This is a genomic window from Tsukamurella asaccharolytica (assembly GCF_007858435.1).
Taxonomy (GTDB): Bacteria; Actinomycetota; Actinomycetes; order Mycobacteriales; family Mycobacteriaceae; genus Tsukamurella; species Tsukamurella asaccharolytica.
The window spans coordinates 242,332-266,031 of sequence record NZ_VIGW01000004.1 but is presented as its reverse complement, the minus strand read 5'-3'; the positions used below and the strand labels follow the sequence as shown (position 1 = coordinate 266,031).

The following is a 23,700-nucleotide window of genomic DNA, read 5'->3' as shown; positions in this document are numbered from 1 at the left end:
GCTTAAGTAAGCGAATGCGCCCTCCCGCGACAGGGGACAGCCAGCAGGGGGCAGTAGCTCAGTCGGTTAGAGCCGCGGACTCATAATCCGCTGGTCGTGGGTTCGAGCCCCACCTGCCCCACTGCGCTGACCTGCACGGGCGGCTCGACTCGGCAATTTCCGAGATTCGAATTCGCTCTCACCCACTAGCACCGCTACGAGCTGGAGACGCACACCGCGCAGGGCGGCTCGACCGCTCCGCGAGGGTCCGCGCGCACGGAGGTGCTGTGGGCGAACACGCCCCTTTCGGGCCTCGACGTTTCCGAACAGCCACGGGCGATTCGCCTGGTCGCCGGGCGGAAACTTCGCCGCTGCGATGCCCCGTCTGTACCCGCCTCCTCCGCCAACCGCGCACTGGGCGGAGGAGGCGGTGGTGCAGCGACGCGTGCAGAGTTAGGCACTACCGCGAGCGCGAGGCAACCGCCGTCGAGCGCGCCACAGATACGGGGGTTACTGTTCCGTCTTATGGGATGGAACTTCGCACTGATGCATCTGGGTCCGTCGGCACAAGGTCTGCTTCACCTCGGCGAGGACACGACGTACGAACCTGACCACGACGAGAACACCGCTTGGGCGTACGTGGACGACTCGGGGACCACAGTCGTCACGGGTGGCGTCTTCCGCCCGCAGGCGGTCGCCGAGCTTTCAAGCAGGACATCTGCACGGATCGTCGTCACATACTTCGGCAGCACTGGTGGTGGGTACGGATTCGAGGTGCATGAGCGCGGAACCGTTGTGCGCGACATCGGAGTAGTCCAAGGAACGCCGACCGAGGAAGTCGGAATCCGTCTTCCGGAGGAAGACCTGCCCTCGGTGACCAACGCCGAGTTCGACGAAGATCGGTTCGCCGCGCTCTTCGTCGAAGCTGCGCGCACTGACTCTCTGAGGGCAATCGGCAGCGCTGCCTTCGCGCGTGTCGCGAGTCCAGACCTCCTCTTGTATCTCGATTGATTCTGTCGCCCACGACAGGCGACTGACCGCGAAGGTCGTGACACTGCGCAGCCCCTCAATGTCGGTGCTCAGTCGCAGAATCGGCGCATGACATCTGAGACCTCCACGCTCTCCACGCACCTGCACGGCTATGTCCGCGTGTCCACGGAGGGGCAGAGTTTGGATCAACAGCGCGACGCCCTCGCGGCTGCCGGTGTGCCCGAGGATCGCGTGTACAGCGACAAGCTCAGCGGCAAGGCTGGAACCGAGCGGGCGGGCCTCGACAGCCTCCTCGACTACGCGCGGAGCGGCGACACCGTCGTGGTGGTGGGCATTGATCGGCTCGGGCGATCCGTGGCCGAGGTGTCCGCGACGATTGCCAACCTCGCCGCGCAGGGCATCGTGCTGAGGTCGCTGCGAGAGGGCGTTGACCCCGCAACCGCCGCAGGCAGGATGCTGGTCGTGGGTTCCAGCCCCACCTGCCCCACAATGTCGCGACGCTATCCATCAATCGCGGGATCGATCGCGGAGCCGAGCCAATCCTGAGGCCCTGCGTACCGTCGAGTCATGTACTGCGCATTCGTCGAATCAGAACCACGGATCCCTGCACGCATCCCCACGATGTTCCTCACCCGACGATTCGGCCGACCGCTGGCCGGGACGAACGTGGCGCACATTGCCAAGCGATTCTCCCCGGGCCTCGGCGGGAGCTGATCATGGGACTGCCGAATCCTTCCCCCGCCACCGCGGCCCTTGTCACGGGTGCATCTTCGGGCATCGGCAGCGAGCTCGCGTACGAGCTGGCTCGCCGAGGCCACCAGGTGATCCTGGTCGCCCGCCACACCGACCAGCTTGAGCTTGTTGCATCGACGATCACCCAGCGGGGCGGTCGTGCACACATCATCGCCTGCGATCTCACCGATCGCGCCGAACGTCGACACCTCACCGCCCGCGTCGCCGATCTCGGACTCACGGTGACGGTGCTGGTGAACAACGCGGGAATGTCCACCCTCGCGGCTGTGGCGGACGCCGACCTCGATGCCGAGCTCGCGGTCGTCGAACTCGACGTGGCGGCCGTGGTCGACCTGTGCGTCACGTTCCTCAGCCCCATGGTCGCCCATGGCGCCGGCGCGGTCTTGAATGTGGCGTCGACGGGCGCGTTCCAGCCGCTGCCCGGGCAAGCGAGTTACGGCGCCGCGAAGGCGTTCGTACTCTCGTACACCCAGAGCCTCGTCGGCGAGCTCGACGGGACGGGCGTGACCGCGACGGTACTGTGCCCCGGACCCGTCGACACCGGTTTCGGAGAGAAGGCGGGATTCACCAAATCCGACGCCGAGGCGGCGCTGCCCGCGGTCATGTGGAAGTCACCGGAGTACGTCGCCGTGACCGCGATCGACGCGCTCGACAAGGGGCGTCCGGTGGTGATCCCCGGCAGGGCGAACCAGGTGGCGCGACGCCTGGGCGCGCTGGTTCCCCGAACTCTGTTGACGCGCGCGCTCGCCAGCCAGAGCCCGGCACTACGTGGTCGCCGTTAGTGATCGGATCAGTGCTACGCCGAGTGCGACTGGTCGGGCCGGGGGGGGGCACTCAGGCGCCGGCGAATGGCGGTACCACATAGCACGGCACCTGCCGTGGGTGTGCTGGATCGAGCGCGTTGAGCACCATGTACGCCGCGCGCCGGGCCCCGGCGATCGCCAGGTGGTCCGAGAGGTCCTGGGCGCAGGTGTCCTGTACGACGATGTTGCGCACCGTCATCCCGGCGGGGCCCGGTACCTGACCGCTGGTGTACGGCAACACGAGCTCGTCGAAGCGGGTGGAGATGTTCGTGTACTCGATCCCCCTCACGTACGGCGAACCGTCGGCCCAGATCCTCTCCAGGAAGCGCGATCCCGGCAGCATGTCGCCGATGGACTCGAAGATCGGCGTGTACGGGTCACGAACACCCAGGCCGCGGACGAACACGGAGGCAGCCCTGCCGATTTCGCCGCCGGTCCCACGCCACAGCGGCGCCAGCGAGATGTATCTGCCCACCTTGTCGGCGCCGCCGAGGTACTTGACGTAGTAGGCGGGCATCAGCGTTCCCTGCGAGTGGCCGATCAGGTCGACCTTCTGCGCACCCGTCGCCGCCAGGACACGATCGACGAAACCCTTGAGCTCCTGCGCACTCGCCGTGAGCGCTCGGGTGCCGCCGATCTGGTTGACCGGCCACGGCGCGCCCGGCAGCGCACCGTACGTGAAGGTGAACGTGCAGTACCCGCTGTTCTTCAACAGCGGCGCGTACGCGCCCCAGTTGGTCTGCGAGCCGCCGCCCGTCCCGTGTACCAGAACGACGGGGTTCGGGTGCAGCGCCGTCGGCCTACACCCGGCGTCGTTCGTTCCGGGCAGCGAGCCGTTCGGGTTCGTCAGCTCGAACGGAACACCGCCGAAGAAGTTGAAGTTCTCAGGCAGCGGGGCCGCGGACGACGGTGCCCCCGTCACCAGTAGTGCCGCAGCCAGCGCACCCATCAGGCCACGCCGCACGGTAGAGAACCACATGACTGCGAACGGTAATTGATCCTCCACAAGGCCATGCGCCTTTCCTGGAACTCGTTCTATCAATCGGCGAAGAGGAGCGCCTGGATGGAGCACGTCGCGCTACGGTGATGGTGCAACTTGCCGAAAGTCCGGCCGCCCCACACAACAGGACAAGGACCCGAGCGCATGCCAGAAATGACTGACGCGGACGCTGACGCCTTCCTCCGCGACCTCCACCTCGGCGTCTTAGCCGTTGAAAGAAGTGCGAATCCGCCCCTTGCAGTGCCGATTTGGTACGACGTGGACGATTCGGGCAACGTCATCGTCTGGACTCACGGAGGCTCGCTCAAAGCCAAACTGGTCAGCAGGGCAGGGCGGGCGTCGCTCACGGTGCAGCGTGAGACGGTGCCGTATGCGTACGTGTCTGTCGAGGGCCACACGACAGTCGCGCCGGCCGACGATGCGACGGCGCGACGGATTGCACGGCGCTACCTCGGCGAATCGGGCGGAGATGAATTCCTCGACTCGAACCCTACCGAGGGCAACGTCATCATCACCATCCACAGGGACAAGGTCCGATCGCTGACGTACGACGAGTGAACTGGTCCGCTCGCCGTTGACCTCAACCGGACTTCAGCCCTCACACTGCGACCATGACCGCAGTGCCTGCCCACGCTCCCCTTCGCATCGCCCGCCCGAGCCACGACATCACCGTCGCCGAACGGTTCTGGGTCGACGGTGTCGGCATGGCGGTTCAATGGCGAGCGGATGCCGGCACTGAAATCGGCCACGCCCTGCTCATGGTCGGACTGCCCGGTGCGGCCTGGCACCTCGAACTCGTCGATGACCGCGCGATAGCGAACGCCCACCCTCCCGGACCGGAAGACCTGCTCGTTCTGTACCTCGACAGTCCGGTGCCGACGGACCTCGTCGAGCGCATCGCCGCCGCGGGCGGCACCGTCGTCGCCTCCCGCAACCCGTACTGGGACCGCTGGGGTGTGACGCTGAGGGATCCGGACGGCTATCTGCTGGTGCTCTGCGAGCGTGACTGGCCTGCGGCATCGCCCTGATCGAGCGGGAATCCGGCCTTTCACGACCGAGTCGTTGCACGTCCTCACCATCGCCCCCGTGGCCCGGCGCGCCGTCGGCGCATTGCATAATGATTGTCGTGACGCAACAGCTGGAGCCTGAATCCCCGTCGAACTCCGCGACTGCCGGTGCGCATCGCGAGGCGTACGACACCCACCGCGACGCCTGGGTCGCCCGTGAGGAGCAGGCCGAGCGCCTGATCCCCATCATCGGCCGGCTGTACCGCCAATACGGAGTGGTCTCGTCGATCCACGGGCACCGCCTGATCAATCTCTCCACCTCCGCGGTGATCTCCGCGCACGAGCGCGCCGAGGAGCTGGGCCACCAGGCCCTCAGCCTGTCGCAGACGGAGAAGGTGCTGCGCGGTCTCGTGGAGATCGCTCCCGAGCCCGCGTCGATCGACATCGCGCGCCTCGCCATCCTTGCGTCGGACCTCGACTCCGACGAGGCCGTCCAGGAGCTGCTGCGCGCCGAGATCGCCAAGCGCAACGTTCCGGTCTCCGACGGTGACGGCGCCGACGTCGTGCTGTACGGCTTCGGCCGCATCGGCCGCCTGCTGGCCCGCATCCTGATCAGCCACGCCGGCAACGGCCACGGGCTGCGTCTGCGCGCGATCGTCGTGCGCCGCAGCGTCAAGAACGACCTTGAGAAGCGCGCCAGCCTGCTCGCTCGCGACTCGGTGCACGGCCCGTTCGCCGGCTCCGTCTCGATCGACGCCGAGAACGACGTCATCATCGCCAACGGCACCCGAATCCAGGTCATCTACTCGGACGACCCGTCGACCATCGACTACACCGCGTACGGCATCAAGGACGCGCTCATCGTCGACAACACCGGCAAGTGGCGAGACGAGGAGGGCCTCGGCCAGCACCTCAAGAGCAAGGGCGCCGCGCGCGTGCTGCTGACCGCGCCCGGCAAGGCGCCGCTGAAGAACATCGTGCACGGCATCAACGACAGCACCATCACCGACGAGGACTCCATCCTCTCGGCCGCGTCGTGCACCACGAACGCGATCACGCCGGTGCTCGCGGCGCTGGACGAGGCCTACGGCATCCAGCGCGGCCACGTCGAAACGGTGCACTCGTTCACCAACGATCAGAACCTGATCGACAACCTCCACAAGGGCGACCGTCGCGGCCGCTCGGCGGTGCTCAACATGGTGATCACCGAGACCGGCGCCGCGAAGGCGGTCTCGAAGGCGCTGCCGCAGCTCGAGGGCAAGCTGACCGGTTCGTCCATCCGCGTTCCCACCCCGGACGTCTCGCTGGCGATCCTCAACATCACTCTCGAGAAGCCCACCAGCAAGGACGAGGTCAACGACTTCCTCCGCCGCGTTTCGCTGCACTCGAAGCTGCGCCAGCAGGTCGACTACATCGAGTCGCCCGAGGTCGTGTCCACCGACTTCGTCGGCTCGCACCGCGCCGGCATCGTCGACGGCCTGGCGACCATCGCTGACGGCAAGGACCTCGTGCTCTACGTCTGGTACGACAACGAGTACGGCTACTCCTGCCAGGTGGTCCGTGTGCTCGAGCGCATGTCCGGCGTGCACCCCGTGGTGATCCCGGCCCGCGCCGACGTCCGCGTCGAGGCCTAGTACAGGATCCGTCACCGCCCCGGTGGAAGCCCCGCTTCCACCGGGGCGGAGTCGTCTTACGAGCAGTCGCAGCAGCACCCGTCACCGCAGCAGCAGTCACAGCAGTCGCCGCAGTTCTCCTTCGCCTCTGCGCCCTGTACGGCCCTCTTCGCGAGCTTGTCCTCCGACTTCTTCTTGTCGCCCGGCGTCTTCTCGTTCGACACCCCGTTCGCCACGAGCACCGTCGCCATCGCGGTCAGCAGCAGAGGCCGGACCAGCCGGTCGTCTCGCAGCTTCACGCTTCCCAAACGGTCGATCACGATGCCGTGCAACACCTTCAGACGATCGACCGCCTGCTCTACGGTCGTGCCCGTCGCGTCGAGCGGGTTGTAATCGCCCCGTGCCCGGTCTCGCGGAAGGTCTTCCACGGCATCGGCGAGGTGCGCGAACTCCCCGTACGCCCGCCCCAGTTCGGATAGCGGGCCGACGTTCTCCGGACGTCCGGCCAGCGTCGCCGATGCGGCGAACATCTCCCCCACCGCGTCCGCCGTCGGCGCCGTCACCTCGGCCAGCGTGGTGGCAGTCGCCTCGATCAGCGCTTGATCCGCCAGACCGCTCAGAGAATCCGGCACGTGTGCGGCCTCCGCCACCGCGGAGTCCGCCAGGGCGCTGCGCACCAGCCGCCGCTCGGCGCGCCGCACCAGCCCGACGGCACGCCGCCCCACTGTCGAAGCCGTTCCCACGAGGCCGTTCTCGTGTTCCGCGGCCCGGTCACCCAGTTTGGCGGCGGCCAGCGCGAGCGATGCGGTACTCGCGAGCCGCACACTCAGTTCCGAGGGCGCAATCACCTGGGCGCTCCGCATGCCCCGCAGGGCGCAGGGGCCGGCGGTGCGAGTGGACGCGGGGCTGCTCTGTTGCGCCTCGACCAAGGCGGAGAGCAGAGCCGCGTCCGTGTTGGTCGCCGCCCGTGCCGGCTGCCCACCGGTGTCCCGCAACTTCAGGCACAGCCCGCACACGTGCGCGCGCCAGCGCGCACGCACGTCGGGTTCCAGGTGGGCGACACACGGGCGGACGAGTCCGAGCACGAGCGGTCTCCGATCAGCGGCGGCAACCGGGTGGGCACCGCCCATTTTGCCACCGGCGCATCGTCTCCGGAGGATCCACCGAAGAATTGCGAACACCGCGGGCAACGCGACCCGCGGCGGAACGCCGTCGCTCAGTCGTCGAAGACGAAGCCGTCGGCCTCCGCGGCCGTCACCGTCTCGCGCAGCCGCGCGGGATCGTTGACGATCCGGGCCATTTCCGAGCCGAGGACCTCGAGGGTCTCCCGGTCGCTCTGCGCGCTGAACCTGCCCGACTCGACGTCGAACCGGACCCCCGGGCACGTCTTCTCCGGCAGGATCCGCTCGGCGATCGCCTGCCAGAAGTAGCCGTTCGGTTCGTGGCCGAGCGCGACGACGGCGTCATCGGACGGGGTGCCGCCGGCCACGAGGATCAGCGAGTACTCGCCCGGAACGTCCTCGACGATCCGCAACGGCGCGATCCCGCCGGCGCGGCCGCCTCCGCGCTTCGCGATGACCCTGCGCACACCGCGCCACACCGCTAGCACGGTGACGGAGCCGAAGAGGATCGCCGGGTACTTCAGCCACGGGTTGAGCGGATCGAGCAGCCAGAACAGCACGCCGAGCGCCACGACGACCGCCAGGAGCTCGGCGATGTCGGCGGCGGTGAACTGGCGGTCCTCGTCGTCGGTCAGCACGAGGGGAAGACTACTGCCCCGGGGGCCAGTAGTGGCTGTCCGGCAGCGCGCGGGAGCCGAAGATCGCCTGGCCCACCCGCACGCAGGTCGAGCCCTCCTCCACCGCGGTCTCGTAGTCGCCGGACATGCCCATCGACAGCTCCACCGCCTCGGGCCAGGTCTGCACCGCCTGATCCCGCACGTCGCGAAGCCGGCGGAAGCAGGCGCGCACCCGCTCCTGATCGGACGAGAGCTCGGCGAGCGTCATGAAGCCGCGCACGCGCAGCGACGCGAACGCGGGCAGCTCCGCGAGGAAGGCCGGAACCTCCGCCGGCGGCAGCCCGTACTTCTGCGCCTCCGCGGACGTGTTCACCTGCACATAGACGTCGAGCCCGCGGCCCAGAGCCTGCAGGCGGCGGTCGAGCGCCTCGGCGACCCGCACGCTGTCCAGCGCCTGGAACTCACCGGCCACGGCGGCCACATCCTTGGCCTTGTTGGTCTGCAGGTGCCCGATCACGGCCCACGAGACGTCCAGGTCGGCCATCTCGGCGCTCTTGCGCTTGGCCTCCTGCACCTTGTTCTCCCCCAGCTCCCGGCACCCCGCGGCGACCGCGAGCCGCAGCCGCTCCTGGGGCACCGTCTTGCTGACGGGGAGCAGCCGCACGTCCGACGGTGACCTGCCCGCCCGGACCGCGGCCGCGTCGATGCGCCGCAACACCTCGGCGATGTTCGCCTCGAACTCTTCGACGGTCTGCGCAGGCGGGTAGGGCGAGGTCATGGCTCGAGCCTATCGGCCGGGTAGAGTGGGCTCATGCTTCGACTGGTGATCGCCGCGGGAGCGGGATACGTACTGGGAACCAAAGCCGGACGCCGCCGCTACGAGCAGATCAATCGCACCGCGAAGGCCATCGCCACCAGCCCCGCCACGAAGAAGGCGGTCGAGGTCGGCCGGCGCAAGCTCTCGGAGCAGCTCAGCCCGGATCCGAAGATGCGCACCATGCGCGAGATCGACGCGCAGACGGTGATCTACTCCCCCAAGACGGATCTGGATTAGAAGCCGGCGTCGCCGACGGCCATCTTGAGCAGGCTCTGCCGGTAGCTCTCGAGCGCCACGAGATCGCCGAACAGCCTGTTGTAGTCGGCGTCGGAGTTGGGCGACATGCGGCGCAGCTTCGACTTCAGGTCGGCCACCTGCCCGCCGACCCAGACCTCCTGCAGGCGCGCCATCACGGATTCGACGTACCGCGGCGACGGATCGCCCGCCACCTGCATCGGCTCCACCGCGAGCTCGGTGACCAGCGGCTCTAGCACGGGGCCGTCGACGTGCCGCACCACGGTGTCCACCCACTCGGGCCCCCCGAGGCCCGCCGCGATGCCGCCCGCGGCCTCGATCGCCAGCCGCACCTGGCGGTACGCCGGATCGGTGAACATGTCGTCGGAGAGGGCGTCGAAGACCATGCCCGCCAGCGCCGGCACCTGCAGCGCGGCCTTGAGCACCTCGCGCTGCACCCACAGCACCGGGTCGGCGGGATTGGGGCGTTGCGGCCCGGCGTTCTTCACCGGGGGCACCGTGGCGGCCTGCGCGGGCTCGCGGAACCTGTTGTTCGACGGTGCCGGCGCCCCCGGCCCGGGCCGGCCCTCGCCGCGGCGGATCCGCGCGGATTCCTCGCGCACCCGGCGCAGCACCTGCGTCACGTCGTCCCAACCGACCCAGCCGGCGAGCTGCCGGGCGTACTCGTCCCGCAGCGCCATGTCCTTGATCCGCGCGACCACGGGCACCGAGCGGCGCAGGGCGTGCACCCGGCCCTCGGCGGTGTCGAGGTCGAACTCCGTGATCAGCGTCTTCACGGCGAACTCGAACATGGGAACGCGCTGGGCGATGAGATCTCGCACGGCCTCGTCGCCGTGCTTCTGGCGCAGCTCGCAGGGGTCCATCCCGTCGGGCGCAACCGCCACGAACGTCTGCCCGGCGATCTTCTGGTCGCCGTCGAAGGCCTTCATCGCGGCAGCGCGGCCGGCCTCGTCGCCGTCGAAGGTGTAGATCACCTCGCCGCGAAAGTAGCTGTCGTCCATCATGAGTCGCCGCACCAGCGCGACGTGCTCCTCGCCGAACGCCGTGCCGCAGGAGGCGACGGCCGTCTCCACACCCGCCGCATGCATGGCCATCACGTCGGTGTAGCCCTCGACGACCACCACCTGGTGCCCCTTGGCGATGTGCTTCTTCGCGTGGTCGAGACCGAACAGCACCTGGGACTTCTTGTAGAGCATGGTCTCGTTGGTGTTCATGTACTTGCCGAGGTTGTCGTCGTCGTACAGCTTGCGGGCGCCGAAGCCGATCACGTCGCCGCCGAGGTTCTTGATGGGCCACAGCAGCCGCCGGTGGAAGCGGTCGATCGGGCCGCGCTGTCCCTGCTTGGTGAGGCCCGCGGCCTCCAGCTCCTTGACCTCGAATCCCTGCCGCAGCAGCGCCTTCGTCATCGTGTCCCAGCCCGACGGGGCGTAGCCGCAGCCGTAGAAGGCGGCGTCCTCCGCCGTGAACTCCCGACTGGTGAGGTACTGCCGGGCGGTCTCCGCCTCCGGCGTGCGCAGCTGCTCGGCGTAGAACTTCTGCGCGGCCGCGTTGGCGGCGACGAGCCGCATGCGCGTGCCGCGGTCCTGCTTCGGTCCGGGGCCGCCGCCCTCGTAGGAGATCTGGATGCCCACCTTGTCGGCGAGCTGCTCGACCGCCTCCACGAAGGGCACGTGCTCGATCTTCTGCAGGAAGGAGATGACGTCGCCACCCTCGCCGCAGCCGAAGCAGTGGAAAAAGCCCTGCGTAGGACGCACGTGGAAGCTGGGCGTCTTCTCGTCGTGGAACGGGCACAGGCCCTTCATCGACCCCACGCCGGCGGGGCGCAGCGCCACGTACTCGCCGACGACGTCCTCGATGCGTGCACGGTCGCGGATCGCCGCGATGTCACGCTCCGGGATTCTGCCGACCACGGGTTCACTCTACTTGTGTTCGAGGACGCGATCCCGCCAGGTCGTGCATCGACGATCCGCGCCGCGCACCATCGCGCATCGAACATGAACCCGGGCGGGAGTTCGATCAGTTGCATACGAACGAACACTTGTACTATGCTGGACCGGACCGAGGAGGAGCGTCATGAGCCGACCGTTCACCGATTCTCGTCCGCTGTGGATTCAGGCGGCAGAGCAGCACGAGCTCGAGTGCGCCGTGAACGAGGCGATCGCGACCGAGCTCGCGGACCTCGCGATCGAGGAGCCCGCCGACGACGTCGCCCCGCTGGTCCCACACCCGTCCCACCCACTTCGATCGCGCGCAACGTCGCTCTCGCCCTTGCGGTTCGGTGAGCCCAATGGTGCCCCGCTCGCGCATCGGCGCACCGCTCCCCCACCGGCCGCACGATCTCCGTAGGACCGTCACCCCTCGCCCCTTCGACCGGCACGGTACCAGCCGGGCGGGGCGTACGTTCAGGGTCGCTCCAAGACCACCTGATCCAGCCGCTCCAGGCGCGTCTCGGTCATCGACGCGATCTGGTCGACCACCACGCGCAGGCGCGCGGCGTCGGAGTCCGCGGCCAGGTACGCCGGGGAGTAGAGGGGATCGATGTTCGACGGTGACGCGCCCATCAGGTAGTCGGCCACGCGCAGGATCCGATCACGCTGGCCCTGCTGGATCGCCAGGTGCATCTGATTCGAGTAGATGTACTGCAGCGCCATCGTTTTCAGCAGGATCACCTCGGCGCGCACGGACGACGGGACGACCACATCCGCCTCGTACCGGCACACCGGCTCGTTCCCCGTTGCGGCGCGCGTCGCGTCGATCGCGGCGGAGGCGAAGCGGCCGACCAGCTCGCTGGTCATGCGCTTGAGCGCGACCGAGGACGCGAGCCCGCCGTCGTACTTCGCGGCCGCGGCCACCACCTCGAAGGAGGCCAGTCGGGCGCCGGCCTCCTCCAGCTCGGCCGCCTCAGCGCCGCGGAAGCTGCTCGCACCGAAGCCGGAGAGGACCCGCACTTCCGACGGTGAGGAGAGGGCGCGCAGGTCGAGGCGCCCCGAGAGGACCCCGTCCTCCACGTCGTGCACCGAATAGGCCACGTCGTCGGACCAGTCCATGACCTGGGATTCGAGGCACTGCCGGGTGCCGTGCGGGCCGTCCTCGCCGCCGCGCATCCAGTCCAGGACGTGGGCGTCGTCGTCGTAGACGCCGAACTTGCCTCCCGGCTCGCGGCGCAGCCACGGGTACTTGGTGGCGGCGTCAAGAGCGGCGCGGGTGAGGTTCAGGCCCACCGACTCCCCCGCGGCGCCCAGCACTTTCGGCTCCAGTCGGGTCAGGATGCGCAGGTTCTGCGCGTTGCCCTCGAATCCGCCGATGTTCCGGGCAACCTCGTCGAGCGCGCGTTCGCCGTTGTGGCCGTACGGCGGATGCCCGATGTCGTGGGCGAGGCCGGCCAGGTCAACCAGGTCGGGATCGCAGCCGATGCCGAGGGCGATGCCGCGGCCGATCTGGCTGACCTCCAGCGAGTGGGTCAGCCGGGTGCGTGGGGTATCCCCCTCCCGCGGGCCCACGACCTGCGTCTTATCGGCGAGGCGACGCAGGGCTGCGCTGTGCAGCACGCGCGCGCGATCCCGGGCGAAGGCGGAACTGTGCCCCTCCCAGCGGACCGCCTCCCACTGCGGGCCGGAGAACAGCGTGGGCTCCGTATCCGATTCGAGGCCCGCCGTTTTGGGCGGTTCGGCGACGAGGCGTTCGACGTCGGCCGGCTGGTACGCGGCCGGCGGCCCGGGCAGCAACGGCACCTACTCGGTGACCCAGCCGCGCGCGAAGGCGAAATCGGCGATCCGCTGTCGGATCTCGATGATCTGGCCGGCCGTCAGATCGTCCGAGGAGTCGAGCAGCAGCTCGGTCAGCTCGTCGACGAAGGACTGCATGTCGAGTGCACCGGTCGCGGCCGCGCGCGGCGCCGCCTCCCGGCGGGGCGCGTGCTCGCGCCGGTCACCGCGGTCGCCCCGGTGGTCGCGCTGGTCGCGGCTGTCCCTACGGGGCGCTGACGACGCCGCGGGAGCGCCACCGACGACGGCGACGTTAACGGCCTTGAGCCCCTTGTCACCCTTCTCCACCTCGAAGGTCACGGCAGTGCCCGGCCGCAGCGCCGACTCGTCGAAATCGATGTCGTTCACATGGAGGAAGACGTCCTCGCCCCCCGCGTCCGGCGCGAGGAAGCCGAAGCCGCGCTGCGTGTCGAAATGGACCACCTTGCCGTTCGTCATGGGTCGAGTATCCCATAGTGAGACGGTGCGACCCCGTTGGTGCGGCGGGTCGGACCTGGCGCGATCCCCCGGTACCGTGATCCCCATGAAGAAAGCGGCAGTCGCCCTCGCGGGCTCCACCCTGGTGGCACTCGCGGCGTGCACCTCCCCCAACACCGACTCCAGCACCGTGGTCGAGATCGACGGCAAGGCCGAGAGCGCGGCCGAGTACGTCAACGCCGGATGCTCACGCAACGGCGATTCGATCACGGTGGGCTCGGGCAGCGTGCAGACGGCGCGCGGCGTCGGAGCCATCCTGACCGACGGCAACCCGCCCACGGTGAACAGCCTGTTCGTCGCCACCGGTGGCAACGTGATGACGGTACTGAACACCCCCGTGGGCAAGGTCGGTTCCGCCACGGCCTCGAAGGCGGGCAATCGCTACACCATCACCGGCGAGGCCCGCGCCGCGGACCTGAGCACCAAGAAGTTCCGGGTCGAGATCACCTGCGGCTAGCCGGACCGGCGGCCCGGCGTCAGCAGCCGGCGAGGCGCCCGGCCAGGTACTGCTGGATCTCCGCCAGCGGCACCCGCTCCTGCGCCATGGTGTCGCGTTCGCGCACGGTCACGGACTCGTCCTCGAGCGTGTCGAAGTCGACGGTGATGCAGAACGGGGTGCCGATCTCGTCCTGGCGGCGGTAACGCTTACCGATGCCCTGCGCATCGTCGAACTCCACGTTCCAGAACTGGCGCAGCTGCGCGGCGAGCTCGCGCGCCTTGGGCGAGAGCTTCTCGTCGCGCGAGAGCGGCAGCACCGCCGCCTTGACCGGCGCCAGGCGGCGATCCAGCTTGAGCACCACGCGGGTATCGCTGCCGCCGTTGGCCTTCGGCACCTCCTCTTCGGTGTAGGCGTCCACGAGGAAGGCCATCAGGGAGCGAGTGAGGCCGGCTGCGGGCTCGATCACGTACGGGGTGTACCGCTCGCCGGACTGCTGATCGAAGTACTCCAGCGACTCGCCCGAGTGCTCGGTGTGGGTGCCGAGGTCGAAGTCGGTGCGGTTGGCGATGCCCTCGAGCTCACCCCATTCGCCGCCCGCGAACTCGAACCGGTACTCGATGTCGACGGTGCCCTTGGAGTAGTGGCTCAGCTTCTCCTGCGGGTGGGTGAACAGGCGCAGGTTCTCCGGGTCGATGCCGAGATCGGTGTACCACTTCAGGCGGTAGTCGATCCAGTACTGGTGCCACTCGTCGTCGTCGCCCGGCTTGACGAAGAACTCCATCTCCATCTGCTCGAACTCGCGGGTCCGGAAGATGAAGTTGCCGGGGGTGATCTCGTTGCGGAAGCTCTTGCCGATCTGGCCGATGCCGAACGGCGGCTTCTTGCGCGCCGTGGTCATCACGTTCTTGAAGTTCACGAAGATGCCCTGCGCCGTCTCGGGGCGCAGATAGTGCAGGCCCTCGTCGGACTCGATCGGGCCGAGGTGGGTCTTGAGCATCATGTTGAAGTCACGGGGCTCGGTCCACTGCCCCTTGGTGCCGCAGTCCGGGCAGACGATCTCCGTCATCGGTACGGCGTCCGGGTCGATCTCCTCGCCCTTGGCGGCGCGCTTCTCCGCGTACGCCTCCTGCAGATGATCCTGACGATGCCGCTTGTGGCAGTTCAGGCACTCGACCAGCGGATCGTTGAACACGGAGACGTGCCCGGAAGCGACCCACACCTGGCGGGGCAGGATGATCGCGCTGTCGAGGCCGACCACGTCGTCGCGCGAGGTGACCATGTTGCGCCACCACTGCTTCTTGATGTTCTCCTTGAGCTCCACGCCGAGCGGCCCATAATCCCACGCCGACCTCGTGCCGCCGTAGATCTCGCCCGACTGGAAGACCAGGCCCCTGCGCTTACACAGGTTGGCGACGGTATCGACTTTGGTTGCTTTGGCCACGGCGCGCTTCATCTCCGACGGGTTGTGAGACCAGAAAAACGTACGCGCCGACTCTACCGTTCGCCGTCTCACCCGCGGCGCGATGGGACGCCTCCCCACCTCGCCGCTTGACGGGGCCCGACCTCGCATATGAAAATGATTATTGATAAGAGGAGGCCGCCATTCCCATCGACGTCGTCGCCGACTGCCCCGTCGCACCCGAGGACCCGCCGCACGCGCAACCGGATCCCGAGGTGCTCACCGCCACGGGTGATCTGCTGCGCGCCCTCGCCGCGCCGGTCCGCATCGCCATCGTGCTCGAGCTCATGCACTCCGAGTTGTGCGTGCACCAGCTGGTCGACACCCTGGGGGTGACCCAGCCCTTGGTCAGCCAGCACCTGCGCGTCCTCAAGTCCGCGGGCGTGGTCCGCGGCGAGCGCAACGGCCGAGAGATCGTCTACCGGTTGGTGGACGACCACCTGGCGCACATCGTGGTCGACGCGGTCGCCCACGCCACCGAGCGGCCGGTGGCTTGACGATGACCGCCCACGCGACCACGGGCGCCGCTACGGCACGAGGCACCGGCATCCGGGCGACGAAACAGCGTGGCGCCATCACGCAGGCACTGCGGTCGGTCTCGGAGTTCAAGTCGGCGCAGGAGCTCCACGAACAGCTCCGTGCGGACGGCGAGTCCATCGGCCTGACCACCGTCTACCGGAACCTGCAGGCGATGGCGGACGCCGGCGCCGTGGACACCCTGCGCACGAACAGCGGCGAGGCGATGTTCCGGCTCTGCTCGGACGAGCACCATCACCACCTCGTCTGCCGGGAGTGCGGGCGCACCGTCGAGGTAACGGACCGGACCGTCGAGGCGTGGGCGGCGCGGACCGCCGCGGCGCACGGCTTCACGGACGTGACGCACACGCTGGAGATCTTCGGCCGCTGCGCCGACTGCTCCCGCCCCTGACAGGTCGGCGCGGCTCAGGCTCGGACGGCCTGGGCCAGGAAGGGCGAGAGCACGGCGGAGACCTCGCGAGCCGCCTCGCCCGGGCCCTCGATCGGCATGGTGAGGTGGCTGAACGCGAGCCGCACGAGCACCGCCGCCGCGACCTGGGCATCGGCCCGACGGACCTGTGCCCAGCTCATCGCGAGTATCTCCGCGAGGCCCTCGGTGGCGCGCTGCAGGATCGGCGTACCGTCGACCGTCACGATCCCCATGAGGTCGCGGTGCGGATTCGGGCCCACGATGTTGATGACCACCGGGTCGCCCATACCGATCTGGAAGACGCCCTGCATGGCGTCCTCGACGGCGGTGTCGATCTCGCCCGGGTGGGCGTCGATCCGCTCCTGCACGAACGCGAGCAGGCCGTCGACGAAGCGCGTCACGTAGGCGACCGCCATGCCCTTCCGGGAGCCGAACTCGTTGTAGAGGGTCTGCCTGCTGACACCGGCCTCGCGGGCGACGGCGGCCATCGTGACCGCCGACCACTCGCGCCCGCTGAGCACGCCGCTCACCGCGTCGAGCGCCTGATCCCGCACCGTCTGCTTGGGTGCGGCGTCAGCGGCATCGCGCCCCACGACGACGGTCATCGTGCGACCGCCGCCGCGATCTGCTCGGACAGTTCGCCGCGAACCGACCGCAGCTCCTTGGGCCGGCCGATCGCCACAGCGCCGGCAAGCCTGCCGCCGCGGCTGCACCGCGCGATGAACGGATCGCCACTCGCCGTGTCCATCGGGCCGTCCACCTCCACCTCGTCGTCCGCCGCGGGCCATCCCGCGAACTGCAGCACCGCCCCGAACTGGTTCGACCAGCCCCACGGGACCGTGGGTGCCGGCGCGCCGCCGAGGAGCACCTGCGCGACCGCCGAACCCTGGTCCTGCGCCGCGGACCAGTTCTCGGCGCGGTAGGTGCCGCCCTCCAAGGGCTGCGGCACCCGCGCGCAGTCACCGACGGCGTAGACGCCGTCGGCGGACGTGCGGTACCGCTCGTCCACCAGGATACCGTCGTCCACGCGCAGGGCCAGGCGCTCGGCCAGCCCGGTGTCGGGGCTCGAGCCGACCGCGACCACCAGCAGGTCGGCGACGACGGCGCCGCCGCCGGGCAGGGCGACGGAAACACGTTCGGGATCGACGGTGATCTCTCCCGGCCGGACGCCGAGCAGCAGGTCGACGCCTGCTCCGCGCTGCAGGGCGGCCAAGCGCTCGCCGATCGCCGGCGGCACGACGCGGGCGAGCGGCAGATCGGCCGGCTCGATCACGGTGACCCTCGCGCCCAGCGTCGCGGCGGCCGAGGCCACCTCGGAGCCGATCAGACCTGCGCCGAGGACGATCACCGTGCCGGCGCGGCCCAGCTCGTGGCGCAGCGCGATCGCGTCGGCGAAGTCCCGCAGGTACCGCACCCGCGGCGCGGGCGACAGGCCCGGGAGCTCCCTCGCCGCGCCGCCCGTAGCCAGGACCAGGGAGCCGTAGGTGAGGGCGGCGCCGTCGGACAGCTCCAGCGTGCGGGCCGCGGTGTCGCCCCCGCTGACGGTGACCCCGGTGCGGACCGCGACCCCGATGTCCTCCCAGTGCGTCGCCGGCTTGAGGAGCGCCTTCTCGGCGGGCATGCCCGCCAGCAGCACGTCCTTCGACAGCGTGGGCCGCCGGTACGGGAGGTGCGGTTCGCGACCGATGAGGGTCACGGCACCGTCGTATCCGCCGGTCCGCAGCCCGAGGGCCGCGGTGGCGCCCGCGACGCCCGTGCCGACGATCACCACGCCGTCGGTACTCATGCCCGGGAGACCTCGACCATCTCGAAGTCGGCCTTGGCCGCGCCGCAGTCGGGGCAGGACCAGTCGTCGGGGATGTCGTCCCAGCGGGTGCCGGGCGCGATACCGTCCTCGGGCCAACCCTCGGCCTCGTCGTACTCGAAGCCGCACTGCAGGCAGCGGAACAGTTTGAAGGGTGCGTCACTCATGATGGAATCCTTTCTCGGTCTTGCTGACCCGTCTCAGACGGGCTCGAAGTCGATCTTGTCGCGGACGCCGCAGTCGGGGCAGTTCCAGTCGTCGGGGATGGCGTCCCACGCGGTGCCGGCCGGCCACCCCTCGCGGGGCGCGCCTGTGGCCTCGTCGTACACGTAGTCGCACACGGGGCACTTGAAGGCACTCATGCGGCGGCCTGCTCACCGGCGCTCGGCGCGCCGTACTTGGCGAGCACTTCGTCGCGGACGCGCGGATGGATGTTCACCTTGGTGATGTCACCGTCGTAGTGGTCCAGGACCCGGTGATCCATGATCTTGCGCCACAGCGGGGGGAAATACGTCACGCCGATCAACGTGGCGTAGCCCTGGGGCAGCGACGGCGCCTCCTCGAACGATCGTAGGGTCTGGTAGCGGCGCGTGGGGTTCGCGTGATGATCGCTGTGACGCTGCAGGTGGTACAGGAAGACGTTGGTGATGATCCGGTCCGAGTTCCACGAGTGCTTCGGCGCGCAGCGCTCGTAGCGGCCGGAGGCGGTCTTCTGGCGCAGCAGGCCGTAGTGCTCGAGGTAGTTCACCGACTCGAGCAGGCTGAACCCGTAGATGCCCTGGAGGATCAGGAAGGGCAACACGTACCAACCGAACACCGCGGTGAGCGCCCCGTACAGGACGACGGTCATCAGCCAGGCGTTGAGCACGTCGTTCTTCAGCGTCCACGGGCTCTTGCCGAGGCGCTCCAGGCGCGTCTTCTCCAGGTTCCACGACGACTTCAGGCTGCCCCACACGCTGCGCGGCAGGAACTCCCAGAAGGTCTCACCGAAGCGACCGCTGGCGGGATCCTCCGGGGTGGCGACCCGCACGTGGTGCCCCCGGTTGTGCTCGATGAAGAAGTGGCCGTACATGGCGGGAGCGAGGGTGAGCTTGGCGATCCAGCGCTCGTTCTCGGGCTTCTTGTGGCCCAGCTCGTGGCCGGTGTTGATGCCGATACCCGTGACCACACCGAGGCTCAGCGTGATGCCGATCTGGCTGATGAGGCCGAGGCCGCCGCCGTCCGAGTAGACGCCGCCCAGCCAGGAGAGGTCGTCGGCGGTGATGAAGTAGCACATCGCGATCAGTGAGGCGAGGTGGCAGGGCAGGAAGATGTAGGTCAGCCAGCGGTAGTACCTGGACTCCTCGAGCGCCTCCATCACCTCCTCCGGCGGATTCTCGCCGTCGTCGCCGGCCTTGATGTCGACGATCGGAAGGATGACGTAGAGCAGCAGCGGGCCGATCCACCACAGGACGGGCGCCAGGTACATCAGCGGGGTGTGGCCGATGCCGAGCAGCATCATGAGGCCCACGGCGAAGAACAGGGCGGTGGGCACGAACAGCCCCCACAGCCAGAGTCGCTTCTTGTGGTCGGTCCAGACGGCTTCTTTGCCGTCCGCGTCGATGTAAGCCAGGCCCTTCACGGTGCCCTCCTTAATCCGTTCGCCCCGATAGGGGCTATGACTGAGGTCATACGCTCTGCGATCAGTATTTGACAGCAATGCTCTGTTTGTCAAGCATTGTTGGACACCTTCTCGAATTCTGTAAAGCCTCCTGTGGACAGTCGAGGCTAGTTCGTCCACTCACCACATTTGAGTTGTGCACAATTGAATTGCGTGTCATTGTTGAGGGGTGGAAGCGAACCAGACCCTCGAGGACCAGCTGTGCTTCGCGCTGTACTCGGCCGCGCGGGTGGCATCCAACGCCTACCGCGAGGAGCTGTCGAAGCTGGGCCTCACCTACACGCAGTACGTGACCCTGCTCGCACTGTGGGAGCGCGACGGAGTCACCGTCTCCGCACTGGGTGAGCGCCTTCGACTCGACAGCGGCACCCTGTCGCCGCTGATCAGACGACTCGAGGGGGCGAGCCTCCTCGAGCGCCGCCGCGATCAGACCGACGAACGGCTCGTCACGGTCCACGTCACCGAGGCGGGGCGCGCCCTGCGGCCCCGGGTCGACGCGGCCCGGCAGCGGGTCTACGAGGGATTCACCCTGCCCGTCGAGGACGCGATCGCGCTCCGCGACCTGGCGAACCGCTTCTGCGCAGCACATACCTGATCACCGCAGTTCCAGGAGGAAACACCATGAGCACCGTGTACACAGCCGAGGCGATCGCGACCGGAGCTGGCCGCGACGGCCGCACCCGCACCGACGACGGCCGCGTCGATCTGCAGCTGGCAGTCCCGAAGGAGATGGGTGGCTCGGGGGACGGCGCGAACCCCGAGCAGCTCTTCGCCGCCGGCTACGCGGCCTGCTTCCACTCCGCACTGCAGATGGTCGCCCGCACGCAGAAGGTGGCGCTCGGCGACTCCAGCGTCGGCGCCCGAGTCGGTATCGGCCCCAACGGTTCCGGGGGCTTCGGGCTCACCGTCGCACTCGAGGTCGTCATCCCCGACGTCGAGCACGACGCGGCGCAGGCGCTCGCGGACGCCGCGCACCAGGTCTGCCCGTACTCGAACGCCGTCCGCGGCAACGTCGACGTCACCGTGACCGTCGCCGACGACTGAACTCCCCCTCCATTCCCCCGACCGAGGAGATCTCCATGCGTGCACTGATCCAGGACCGGTTCGGCGACCCCGCGAGCGTCCTGTCCGTCCGCGACGTCCCCCTGCCCGAGCCCCGCCCCGGCCAGGTGCGGATCCGAACCTTACTGGCGCCGATCCACAACCACGACCTGTGGACCGTGAAGGGCGACTACGGGTACAAGCCCGACCTTCCCGCCGCTTCCGGCTCCGAGGCCGTGGGTGTCATCGACGCGCTCGGCGAGGGCGTCGAAGGCTTCACCGTCGGCCAACGGGTCGCCACCGGGTCGGCCTTCGGCACCTGGGCCGAGTACTTCGTCGCCGGTGCCGCGGGGCTCCTGCCGGTCCCCGGGGAGATCCCCGACGAGGCTGCAGCACAGCTGTTCTCGATGCCGTTCAGCGCGATCAGCCTGCTCGACTACCTGAACGTCGAACCCGGGCAGTGGATCGTGCAGAACACCGCCAACGGCATGGTCGGACGCCTTCTGGCACAGCTCGCCACCGCCCGGGGCATCAATGTCACGGGCCTGGTCCGACGGTCCGCCGCCATCGACGAGTTGGCCACCTTCGGCGTGACGAACGTGATCGCCACCGACACCGAGGGCTGGCGCGGGCGCGCCGAGGAGCTCGCGGGTGAGGCCGGTTACGCGGCCGCCGTCGACTCGATCGGCGGCGCGGCGAGCACCCAGCTCGCGCTCCTCCTCGGCCAGCGCGGCACCCTCGTCTCGTTCGGCGCGATGAGCGCGACCGATCCGGGCAAGGGCGCGATGCTGGAGATCCCCGTCAACGTCGCGATCTTCAAGGAGATCGTGGTCAAGGGCTTCTGGGGGCGCACCGTGAGCCAGGAGATGGATCCCGGCAAGCGGGCGGAGCTCATGGGCGAGGTCGTGCGCGGCGTCGCCGCCGGCACCCTCGCGCTTCCGGTCGACGGGGTCTACCCGCTCGAGGAGATGTCCTCCGCAGCAAAGGCGAGCGGCCGTCCGGGCCGCGTGGGCAAGGTGCTGCTGCGCCCCTGACCAATCGGCAGGCGCGCCGTCACGCCACGAGGCGACGGCGCGCCTCGACACCCTGCGCCAGCACGAACAGCACGAACTCCCGCAGTGCCTCGCCCGCGAGCGTGCCGGCCGGGAAGCTGTAGTGCAGCACCAGATCCGCCGATACCTCCCGCTCCATGAGCCGGAGCGATCCGAACTGCACGCCCTCCGCGACGGCTCGCACATCGGCGCGGAGATCGTCGGTCAGCGCGAGGTCCCAGGCCACCACCTGGGTCAGCGAGTAGACGTCCACGTCGCGCGCGAGCTCGAAGACCTGCACCGAGGCCGGCGTCTCGCCGAAATCGACGAGCACGGCCTGGTTCTCGTCGCGACGCAGCACCACGCCGTCGGCGAGCGCGGACTCGAGCCGCGAGCGCAGCGCGTCGAGTCGGGGATCCTGCGCTGTCACTGGGCACCGCCGAACCGCCGGTCGCGCTTGGCGTACTCGAGGCAGGCGTCCCACAGGTTCCGCCGGTCGAAGTCGGGGAACAAGGTGTCCTGGTAGACGTACTCGGCGTACGCGCTCTCCCAGAGCAGGAAGTTCGAAGAGCGCTTCTCCCCCGACGGCCGCAGGAAGAGGTCCACGTCCGGCATGTCGGGCTGATACAGGTACTGCTGGAAGGACTGCTCGGTGATGCGGTCGGGCTTGATCTCCCCCGCCGCGGCCCGACGGGCGATCTCCCGTGTCGCATCGACGATCTCGGCCCGGCCGCCGTAGTTGACGCACATCGTGAGCGTCATGACGGTGTTGTGCTTGGTCAGCTCCTCTGCCACCTCGAGCTCCTTGATCACACTGGCCCACAGGCGCGGACGACGGCCGGCCCACTTCACCCGAACACCCATCTCGTGCATCTCGTCGCGACGCCGGCGGATCACGTCGCGGTTGAAGCCCATGAGGAAACGCACCTCCTCCGGGCTACGCGACCAGTTCTCGGTCGAGAAGGCGTACGCGGACAGTTGCTTCACGCCGATCTCGATGCACCCGCAGACGGTGTCCATGAGCACGGCCTCGCCGCGCGTGTGTCCCTCGGTGCGCGGCATTCCGCGTTCCTGTGCCCAGCGGCCGTTGCCGTCCATGACGAGGGCGACGTGATTCGGTACCAGTTCCGCGGGGATCTCCGGCGGCGTCACACCCGACGGATGCGGGTCCGGGGGCCGGACGGTGGCCGGCGCCGCGGAAACAGCAGTCTTGGACCTACCCCGCCGCAGTCCCGGCACCGTCGACCTCCCTCTCACCGGCCGCGAAGGCCGGGCTGTGCGGCGCGTGCCGCTCGATCATGGGCAGCGAGCGCAACTGCCGCCCCACGTGCCACTGTAGGTGCGCGGCGGCGAGGCCGTTGGCCTGCCTGCGCACCCGCTCGCCCGTGGTCTCGGCGAAGTCGAAGTCGGCCCGGGCGAGGGCCGCCATCAGGTCCAGCACGCCCTGCCCCGGCACCGCGGAGCCCGACGGACGGCAGTGCACGCAGACGGCGCCGCCCGCGGCCACGTGGAAGGCGCGGTGCGGCCCCTCGTCGCCGCAGCGGGCGCAGATCGTCAGCGCGGGCGCCCAGCCCGCCGACTCCATGGCGCGCAGCAGGAAGGAGATCAGCACCAGGTCCCGGTCGCGCACGCCGGCCGCGATGGCGCGCAGCGCGCCGACGGTGAGCCGGTGCAGTTCCATCGCCGGGGCCCGCTCCTCGCCCGCCAGCCGCTCCGCGGTCTCGATCACCGCGCAGGCCGTGGTGTAGCGGCCGTAGTCGCCCGCCAGATCGCCTGAATACGCGGCGATGGAGTGCACCTGCGTCACCATGTCCAGGTTGCGGCCGGGGTGCAGCTGCAGGTCGACGTGCGCGAACAGCTCCAGCCGGGCGCCGAACCGCGACCGCGGCCTGCGCACCCCCTTCGCGACGGCACGGACCAGGCCGTTGTCCCGGGTCAGCAGCGTGAGGATGTAGTCGGCCTCTCCCAGCTTGTGCTGCCGCAGCACCACAGCGCTGTCCCGGTACGACCTCATACCCTCCATCATCCCACCCCGCGCCGACATCGATGCCCACGCCGCGCCGCCGCTCGTCCGTGCACCGCGGCACGATGCCGGCATCATCGGATGGGGGAACGGCTGCTCGG

General features: G+C 69.1%; 29 protein-coding genes, 1 tRNA gene and 1 pseudogene. 15 read left to right on the top strand and 16 right to left on the bottom strand.

Annotated elements, in window-relative coordinates; all coding sequences use genetic code 11:
* The first annotated feature begins 47 nt into the window (after positions 1–47).
* The 4 genes and pseudogenes from FK529_RS10430 (at position 48) to FK529_RS10415 (ending at position 2,504) form a co-directional block, all read left to right on the top strand.
* Positions 48–121 (top strand) — tRNA-Ile (locus FK529_RS10430).
* A gap of 383 nt (positions 122–504) precedes the next feature.
* Positions 505–990: a hypothetical protein gene (locus FK529_RS10425; RefSeq protein WP_146560914.1), complete on the top strand. Its 486-nt coding sequence runs from the start codon at positions 505–507 to the stop codon at positions 988–990.
* An 87-nt stretch (positions 991–1,077) separates the two neighbouring features.
* Positions 1,078–1,428, top strand: a pseudogene (locus tag FK529_RS10420) (recombinase family protein); the annotation flags it as partial.
* Between the two features lie 257 nt (positions 1,429–1,685).
* Entirely contained in the window at positions 1,686–2,504 is an 819-nt protein-coding gene (locus FK529_RS10415; RefSeq protein WP_146560913.1) for an SDR family NAD(P)-dependent oxidoreductase, read from the top strand.
* Positions 2,505–2,556: 52 nt separating this feature from the next.
* Here the strand turns inward: FK529_RS10415 and FK529_RS10410 are convergent, their stop codons facing one another.
* Positions 2,557–3,474 (bottom strand): esterase/lipase family protein, encoded by a 918-nt coding sequence (locus FK529_RS10410; protein WP_438947190.1) that lies wholly within the window; start codon positions 3,472–3,474, stop codon positions 2,557–2,559.
* A 204-nt stretch (positions 3,475–3,678) separates the two neighbouring features.
* Here FK529_RS10410 and FK529_RS10405 point away from each other — a divergent pair, with 204 nt between their 5' ends.
* The 3 genes from FK529_RS10405 to FK529_RS10395 all read left to right on the top strand — a co-directional run bounded on the left by FK529_RS10405 (position 3,679) and on the right by FK529_RS10395 (position 6,166).
* Positions 3,679–4,083, top strand: a complete 405-nt coding sequence (locus FK529_RS10405; protein WP_231703026.1) for a pyridoxamine 5'-phosphate oxidase family protein — start codon at positions 3,679–3,681, stop codon at positions 4,081–4,083.
* A 53-nt stretch (positions 4,084–4,136) separates the two neighbouring features.
* The gene (locus tag FK529_RS10400) at positions 4,137–4,553 is read left to right on the top strand and encodes a VOC family protein (RefSeq protein WP_146560910.1); all 417 of its coding nucleotides are present in this window, start codon (positions 4,137–4,139) and stop codon (positions 4,551–4,553) included.
* A gap of 98 nt (positions 4,554–4,651) precedes the next feature.
* Complete coding sequence (locus tag FK529_RS10395) at positions 4,652–6,166, top strand: glyceraldehyde-3-phosphate dehydrogenase (protein ID WP_269432090.1); 1,515 nt, start codon at positions 4,652–4,654, stop codon at positions 6,164–6,166.
* Positions 6,167–6,222: 56 nt separating this feature from the next.
* Here FK529_RS10395 and FK529_RS10390 read toward each other — a convergent pair whose 3' ends face one another.
* The 3 genes from FK529_RS10390 to FK529_RS10380 form a co-directional block, all read right to left on the bottom strand.
* The gene (locus FK529_RS10390) at positions 6,223–7,230 is read right to left on the bottom strand and encodes a DUF5685 family protein (protein ID WP_146560908.1); all 1,008 of its coding nucleotides are present in this window, start codon (positions 7,228–7,230) and stop codon (positions 6,223–6,225) included.
* Between the two features lie 131 nt (positions 7,231–7,361).
* The gene (locus FK529_RS10385; RefSeq protein ID WP_146560907.1) at positions 7,362–7,904 is read right to left on the bottom strand and encodes an Imm51 family immunity protein; all 543 of its coding nucleotides are present in this window, start codon (positions 7,902–7,904) and stop codon (positions 7,362–7,364) included.
* A 10-nt stretch (positions 7,905–7,914) separates the two neighbouring features.
* Complete coding sequence (locus FK529_RS10380; protein WP_146560906.1) at positions 7,915–8,661, bottom strand: YggS family pyridoxal phosphate-dependent enzyme; 747 nt, start codon at positions 8,659–8,661, stop codon at positions 7,915–7,917.
* Positions 8,662–8,694: 33 nt separating this feature from the next.
* On the opposite strand from FK529_RS10380, the gene FK529_RS10375 reads away from it, so the two are divergent.
* On the top strand, positions 8,695–8,937 hold the full coding sequence (locus FK529_RS10375) for a hypothetical protein (protein WP_146560905.1): 243 nt from the start codon (positions 8,695–8,697) through the stop codon (positions 8,935–8,937).
* Here the strand turns inward: FK529_RS10375 and dnaG are convergent.
* Positions 8,934–10,865 carry a DNA primase gene (dnaG, locus tag FK529_RS10370; protein ID WP_146560904.1) on the bottom strand — a complete coding sequence of 644 codons (1,932 nt, stop codon included), beginning with the start codon at positions 10,863–10,865 and terminating at the stop codon, positions 8,934–8,936. The two genes, FK529_RS10375 and dnaG, sit on opposite strands and share 4 nt — an antisense overlap.
* A gap of 163 nt (positions 10,866–11,028) precedes the next feature.
* Between dnaG and FK529_RS10365 the strand changes: the two genes are divergently transcribed.
* Positions 11,029–11,301: a hypothetical protein gene (locus FK529_RS10365; protein ID WP_146560903.1), complete on the top strand. Its 273-nt coding sequence runs from the start codon at positions 11,029–11,031 to the stop codon at positions 11,299–11,301.
* Positions 11,302–11,357: 56 nt separating this feature from the next.
* Here FK529_RS10365 and FK529_RS10360 read toward each other — a convergent pair whose 3' ends face one another.
* Positions 11,358–12,686, bottom strand: a complete 1,329-nt coding sequence (locus FK529_RS10360) for a deoxyguanosinetriphosphate triphosphohydrolase (protein WP_146560902.1) — start codon at positions 12,684–12,686, stop codon at positions 11,358–11,360.
* The gene (locus FK529_RS10355) at positions 12,687–13,157 is read right to left on the bottom strand and encodes a cold-shock protein (RefSeq protein ID WP_146560901.1); all 471 of its coding nucleotides are present in this window, start codon (positions 13,155–13,157) and stop codon (positions 12,687–12,689) included.
* An 85-nt stretch (positions 13,158–13,242) separates the two neighbouring features.
* Here FK529_RS10355 and FK529_RS10350 point away from each other — a divergent pair, with 85 nt between their 5' ends.
* Positions 13,243–13,653 carry a lipoprotein LpqH gene (locus FK529_RS10350; protein WP_158635096.1) on the top strand — a complete coding sequence of 137 codons (411 nt, stop codon included), beginning with the start codon at positions 13,243–13,245 and terminating at the stop codon, positions 13,651–13,653.
* 19 nt (positions 13,654–13,672) lie between these two features.
* On the opposite strand, the gene FK529_RS10345 is transcribed toward FK529_RS10350, so the two are convergent.
* Complete coding sequence (locus tag FK529_RS10345; protein ID WP_146560899.1) at positions 13,673–15,076, bottom strand: glycine--tRNA ligase; 1,404 nt, start codon at positions 15,074–15,076, stop codon at positions 13,673–13,675.
* A gap of 167 nt (positions 15,077–15,243) precedes the next feature.
* Between FK529_RS10345 and FK529_RS10340 the strand changes: the two genes are divergently transcribed.
* Both FK529_RS10340 and FK529_RS10335 read left to right on the top strand, forming a co-directional pair.
* Positions 15,244–15,591 carry an ArsR/SmtB family transcription factor gene (locus FK529_RS10340; protein ID WP_438947189.1) on the top strand — a complete coding sequence of 116 codons (348 nt, stop codon included), beginning with the start codon at positions 15,244–15,246 and terminating at the stop codon, positions 15,589–15,591.
* A 2-nt stretch (positions 15,592–15,593) separates the two neighbouring features.
* Positions 15,594–16,022, top strand: coding sequence for a Fur family transcriptional regulator (locus tag FK529_RS10335; protein WP_146560897.1), 429 nt, complete (start codon positions 15,594–15,596; stop codon positions 16,020–16,022).
* Positions 16,023–16,036: 14 nt separating this feature from the next.
* Here FK529_RS10335 and FK529_RS10330 read toward each other — a convergent pair whose 3' ends face one another.
* From FK529_RS10330 to FK529_RS10310, 5 genes are read right to left on the bottom strand one after another with little or no spacing between them, the layout of a single operon-like run.
* Entirely contained in the window at positions 16,037–16,645 is a 609-nt protein-coding gene (locus tag FK529_RS10330; RefSeq protein WP_146560896.1) for a TetR/AcrR family transcriptional regulator, read from the bottom strand.
* Complete coding sequence (locus tag FK529_RS10325; RefSeq protein ID WP_146560895.1) at positions 16,642–17,826, bottom strand: NAD(P)/FAD-dependent oxidoreductase; 1,185 nt, start codon at positions 17,824–17,826, stop codon at positions 16,642–16,644. Before FK529_RS10325 ends, FK529_RS10330 begins: the two co-directional genes overlap by 4 nt.
* Entirely contained in the window at positions 17,823–18,011 is a 189-nt protein-coding gene (locus tag FK529_RS10320) for a rubredoxin (RefSeq protein WP_146560894.1), read from the bottom strand. The genes FK529_RS10325 and FK529_RS10320 overlap by 4 nt, the downstream gene beginning before the upstream one ends.
* Positions 18,012–18,044: 33 nt before the next feature.
* Positions 18,045–18,206 carry a rubredoxin gene (locus tag FK529_RS10315; protein ID WP_146560893.1) on the bottom strand — a complete coding sequence of 54 codons (162 nt, stop codon included), beginning with the start codon at positions 18,204–18,206 and terminating at the stop codon, positions 18,045–18,047.
* The gene (locus FK529_RS10310; protein ID WP_146560892.1) at positions 18,203–19,465 is read right to left on the bottom strand and encodes an alkane 1-monooxygenase; all 1,263 of its coding nucleotides are present in this window, start codon (positions 19,463–19,465) and stop codon (positions 18,203–18,205) included. Before FK529_RS10310 ends, FK529_RS10315 begins: the two co-directional genes overlap by 4 nt.
* Positions 19,466–19,673: 208 nt before the next feature.
* Here FK529_RS10310 and FK529_RS10305 point away from each other — a divergent pair, with 208 nt between their 5' ends.
* Genes FK529_RS10305 through FK529_RS10295 form a run of 3 tightly spaced genes read left to right on the top strand, consistent with a single transcriptional unit; the run spans position 19,674 to position 21,579 of the window.
* Entirely contained in the window at positions 19,674–20,099 is a 426-nt protein-coding gene (locus FK529_RS10305; RefSeq protein WP_146560891.1) for a MarR family winged helix-turn-helix transcriptional regulator, read from the top strand.
* Positions 20,100–20,125: 26 nt separating this feature from the next.
* Positions 20,126–20,548 (top strand): organic hydroperoxide resistance protein, encoded by a 423-nt coding sequence (locus tag FK529_RS10300; protein WP_146560890.1) that lies wholly within the window; start codon positions 20,126–20,128, stop codon positions 20,546–20,548.
* A gap of 35 nt (positions 20,549–20,583) precedes the next feature.
* On the top strand, positions 20,584–21,579 hold the full coding sequence (locus FK529_RS10295) for a zinc-binding dehydrogenase (RefSeq protein ID WP_146560889.1): 996 nt from the start codon (positions 20,584–20,586) through the stop codon (positions 21,577–21,579).
* 19 nt (positions 21,580–21,598) lie between these two features.
* On the opposite strand, the gene FK529_RS10290 is transcribed toward FK529_RS10295, so the two are convergent.
* Genes FK529_RS10290 through recO form a run of 3 tightly spaced genes read right to left on the bottom strand, consistent with a single transcriptional unit; the run spans position 21,599 to position 23,590 of the window.
* Positions 21,599–22,006, bottom strand: coding sequence for a hypothetical protein (locus FK529_RS10290; protein WP_146560888.1), 408 nt, complete (start codon positions 22,004–22,006; stop codon positions 21,599–21,601).
* On the bottom strand, positions 22,003–22,815 hold the full coding sequence (locus tag FK529_RS10285; protein ID WP_146560887.1) for an isoprenyl transferase: 813 nt from the start codon (positions 22,813–22,815) through the stop codon (positions 22,003–22,005). The genes FK529_RS10290 and FK529_RS10285 overlap by 4 nt, the downstream gene beginning before the upstream one ends.
* A complete protein-coding gene (gene recO, locus FK529_RS10280; protein ID WP_146560886.1) occupies positions 22,793–23,590 on the bottom strand; it encodes a DNA repair protein RecO in 798 nt (265 codons plus the stop codon). Before recO ends, FK529_RS10285 begins: the two co-directional genes overlap by 23 nt.
* Positions 23,591–23,700: the final 110 nt, after the last annotated feature.

What these genes read in the sequence shown, in the direction of transcription:
- FK529_RS10320 (WP_146560894.1), bottom strand. Translation starts at nt 18,011, where the DNA reads ATGAGTGACGCACCCTTCAAACTGTTCCGCTGCCTGCAGTGCGGCTTC.
- FK529_RS10375 (WP_146560905.1), top strand. Translation starts at nt 8,695, where the DNA reads ATGCTTCGACTGGTGATCGCCGCGGGAGCGGGATACGTACTGGGAACC.
- FK529_RS10410 (WP_438947190.1), bottom strand. Translation starts at nt 3,474, where the DNA reads ATGGGTGCGCTGGCTGCGGCACTACTGGTGACGGGGGCACCGTCGTCC.
- FK529_RS10295 (WP_146560889.1), top strand. Translation starts at nt 20,584, where the DNA reads ATGCGTGCACTGATCCAGGACCGGTTCGGCGACCCCGCGAGCGTCCTG.
- FK529_RS10315 (WP_146560893.1), bottom strand. Translation starts at nt 18,206, where the DNA reads ATGAGTGCCTTCAAGTGCCCCGTGTGCGACTACGTGTACGACGAGGCC.
- FK529_RS10330 (WP_146560896.1), bottom strand. Translation starts at nt 16,645, where the DNA reads ATGACCGTCGTCGTGGGGCGCGATGCCGCTGACGCCGCACCCAAGCAG.
- FK529_RS10300 (WP_146560890.1), top strand. Translation starts at nt 20,126, where the DNA reads ATGAGCACCGTGTACACAGCCGAGGCGATCGCGACCGGAGCTGGCCGC.
- FK529_RS10415 (WP_146560913.1), top strand. Translation starts at nt 1,686, where the DNA reads ATGGGACTGCCGAATCCTTCCCCCGCCACCGCGGCCCTTGTCACGGGT.
- recO (WP_146560886.1), bottom strand. Translation starts at nt 23,590, where the DNA reads ATGAGGTCGTACCGGGACAGCGCTGTGGTGCTGCGGCAGCACAAGCTG.
- FK529_RS10350 (WP_158635096.1), top strand. Translation starts at nt 13,243, where the DNA reads ATGAAGAAAGCGGCAGTCGCCCTCGCGGGCTCCACCCTGGTGGCACTC.
- FK529_RS10400 (WP_146560910.1), top strand. Translation starts at nt 4,137, where the DNA reads ATGACCGCAGTGCCTGCCCACGCTCCCCTTCGCATCGCCCGCCCGAGC.
- FK529_RS10380 (WP_146560906.1), bottom strand. Translation starts at nt 8,661, where the DNA reads ATGACCTCGCCCTACCCGCCTGCGCAGACCGTCGAAGAGTTCGAGGCG.
- FK529_RS10425 (WP_146560914.1), top strand. Translation starts at nt 505, where the DNA reads ATGGGATGGAACTTCGCACTGATGCATCTGGGTCCGTCGGCACAAGGT.
- FK529_RS10325 (WP_146560895.1), bottom strand. Translation starts at nt 17,826, where the DNA reads ATGAGTACCGACGGCGTGGTGATCGTCGGCACGGGCGTCGCGGGCGCC.
- FK529_RS10355 (WP_146560901.1), bottom strand. Translation starts at nt 13,157, where the DNA reads ATGACGAACGGCAAGGTGGTCCATTTCGACACGCAGCGCGGCTTCGGC.
- FK529_RS10335 (WP_146560897.1), top strand. Translation starts at nt 15,594, where the DNA reads ATGACCGCCCACGCGACCACGGGCGCCGCTACGGCACGAGGCACCGGC.
- FK529_RS10405 (WP_231703026.1), top strand. Translation starts at nt 3,679, where the DNA reads ATGACTGACGCGGACGCTGACGCCTTCCTCCGCGACCTCCACCTCGGC.
- FK529_RS10365 (WP_146560903.1), top strand. Translation starts at nt 11,029, where the DNA reads ATGAGCCGACCGTTCACCGATTCTCGTCCGCTGTGGATTCAGGCGGCA.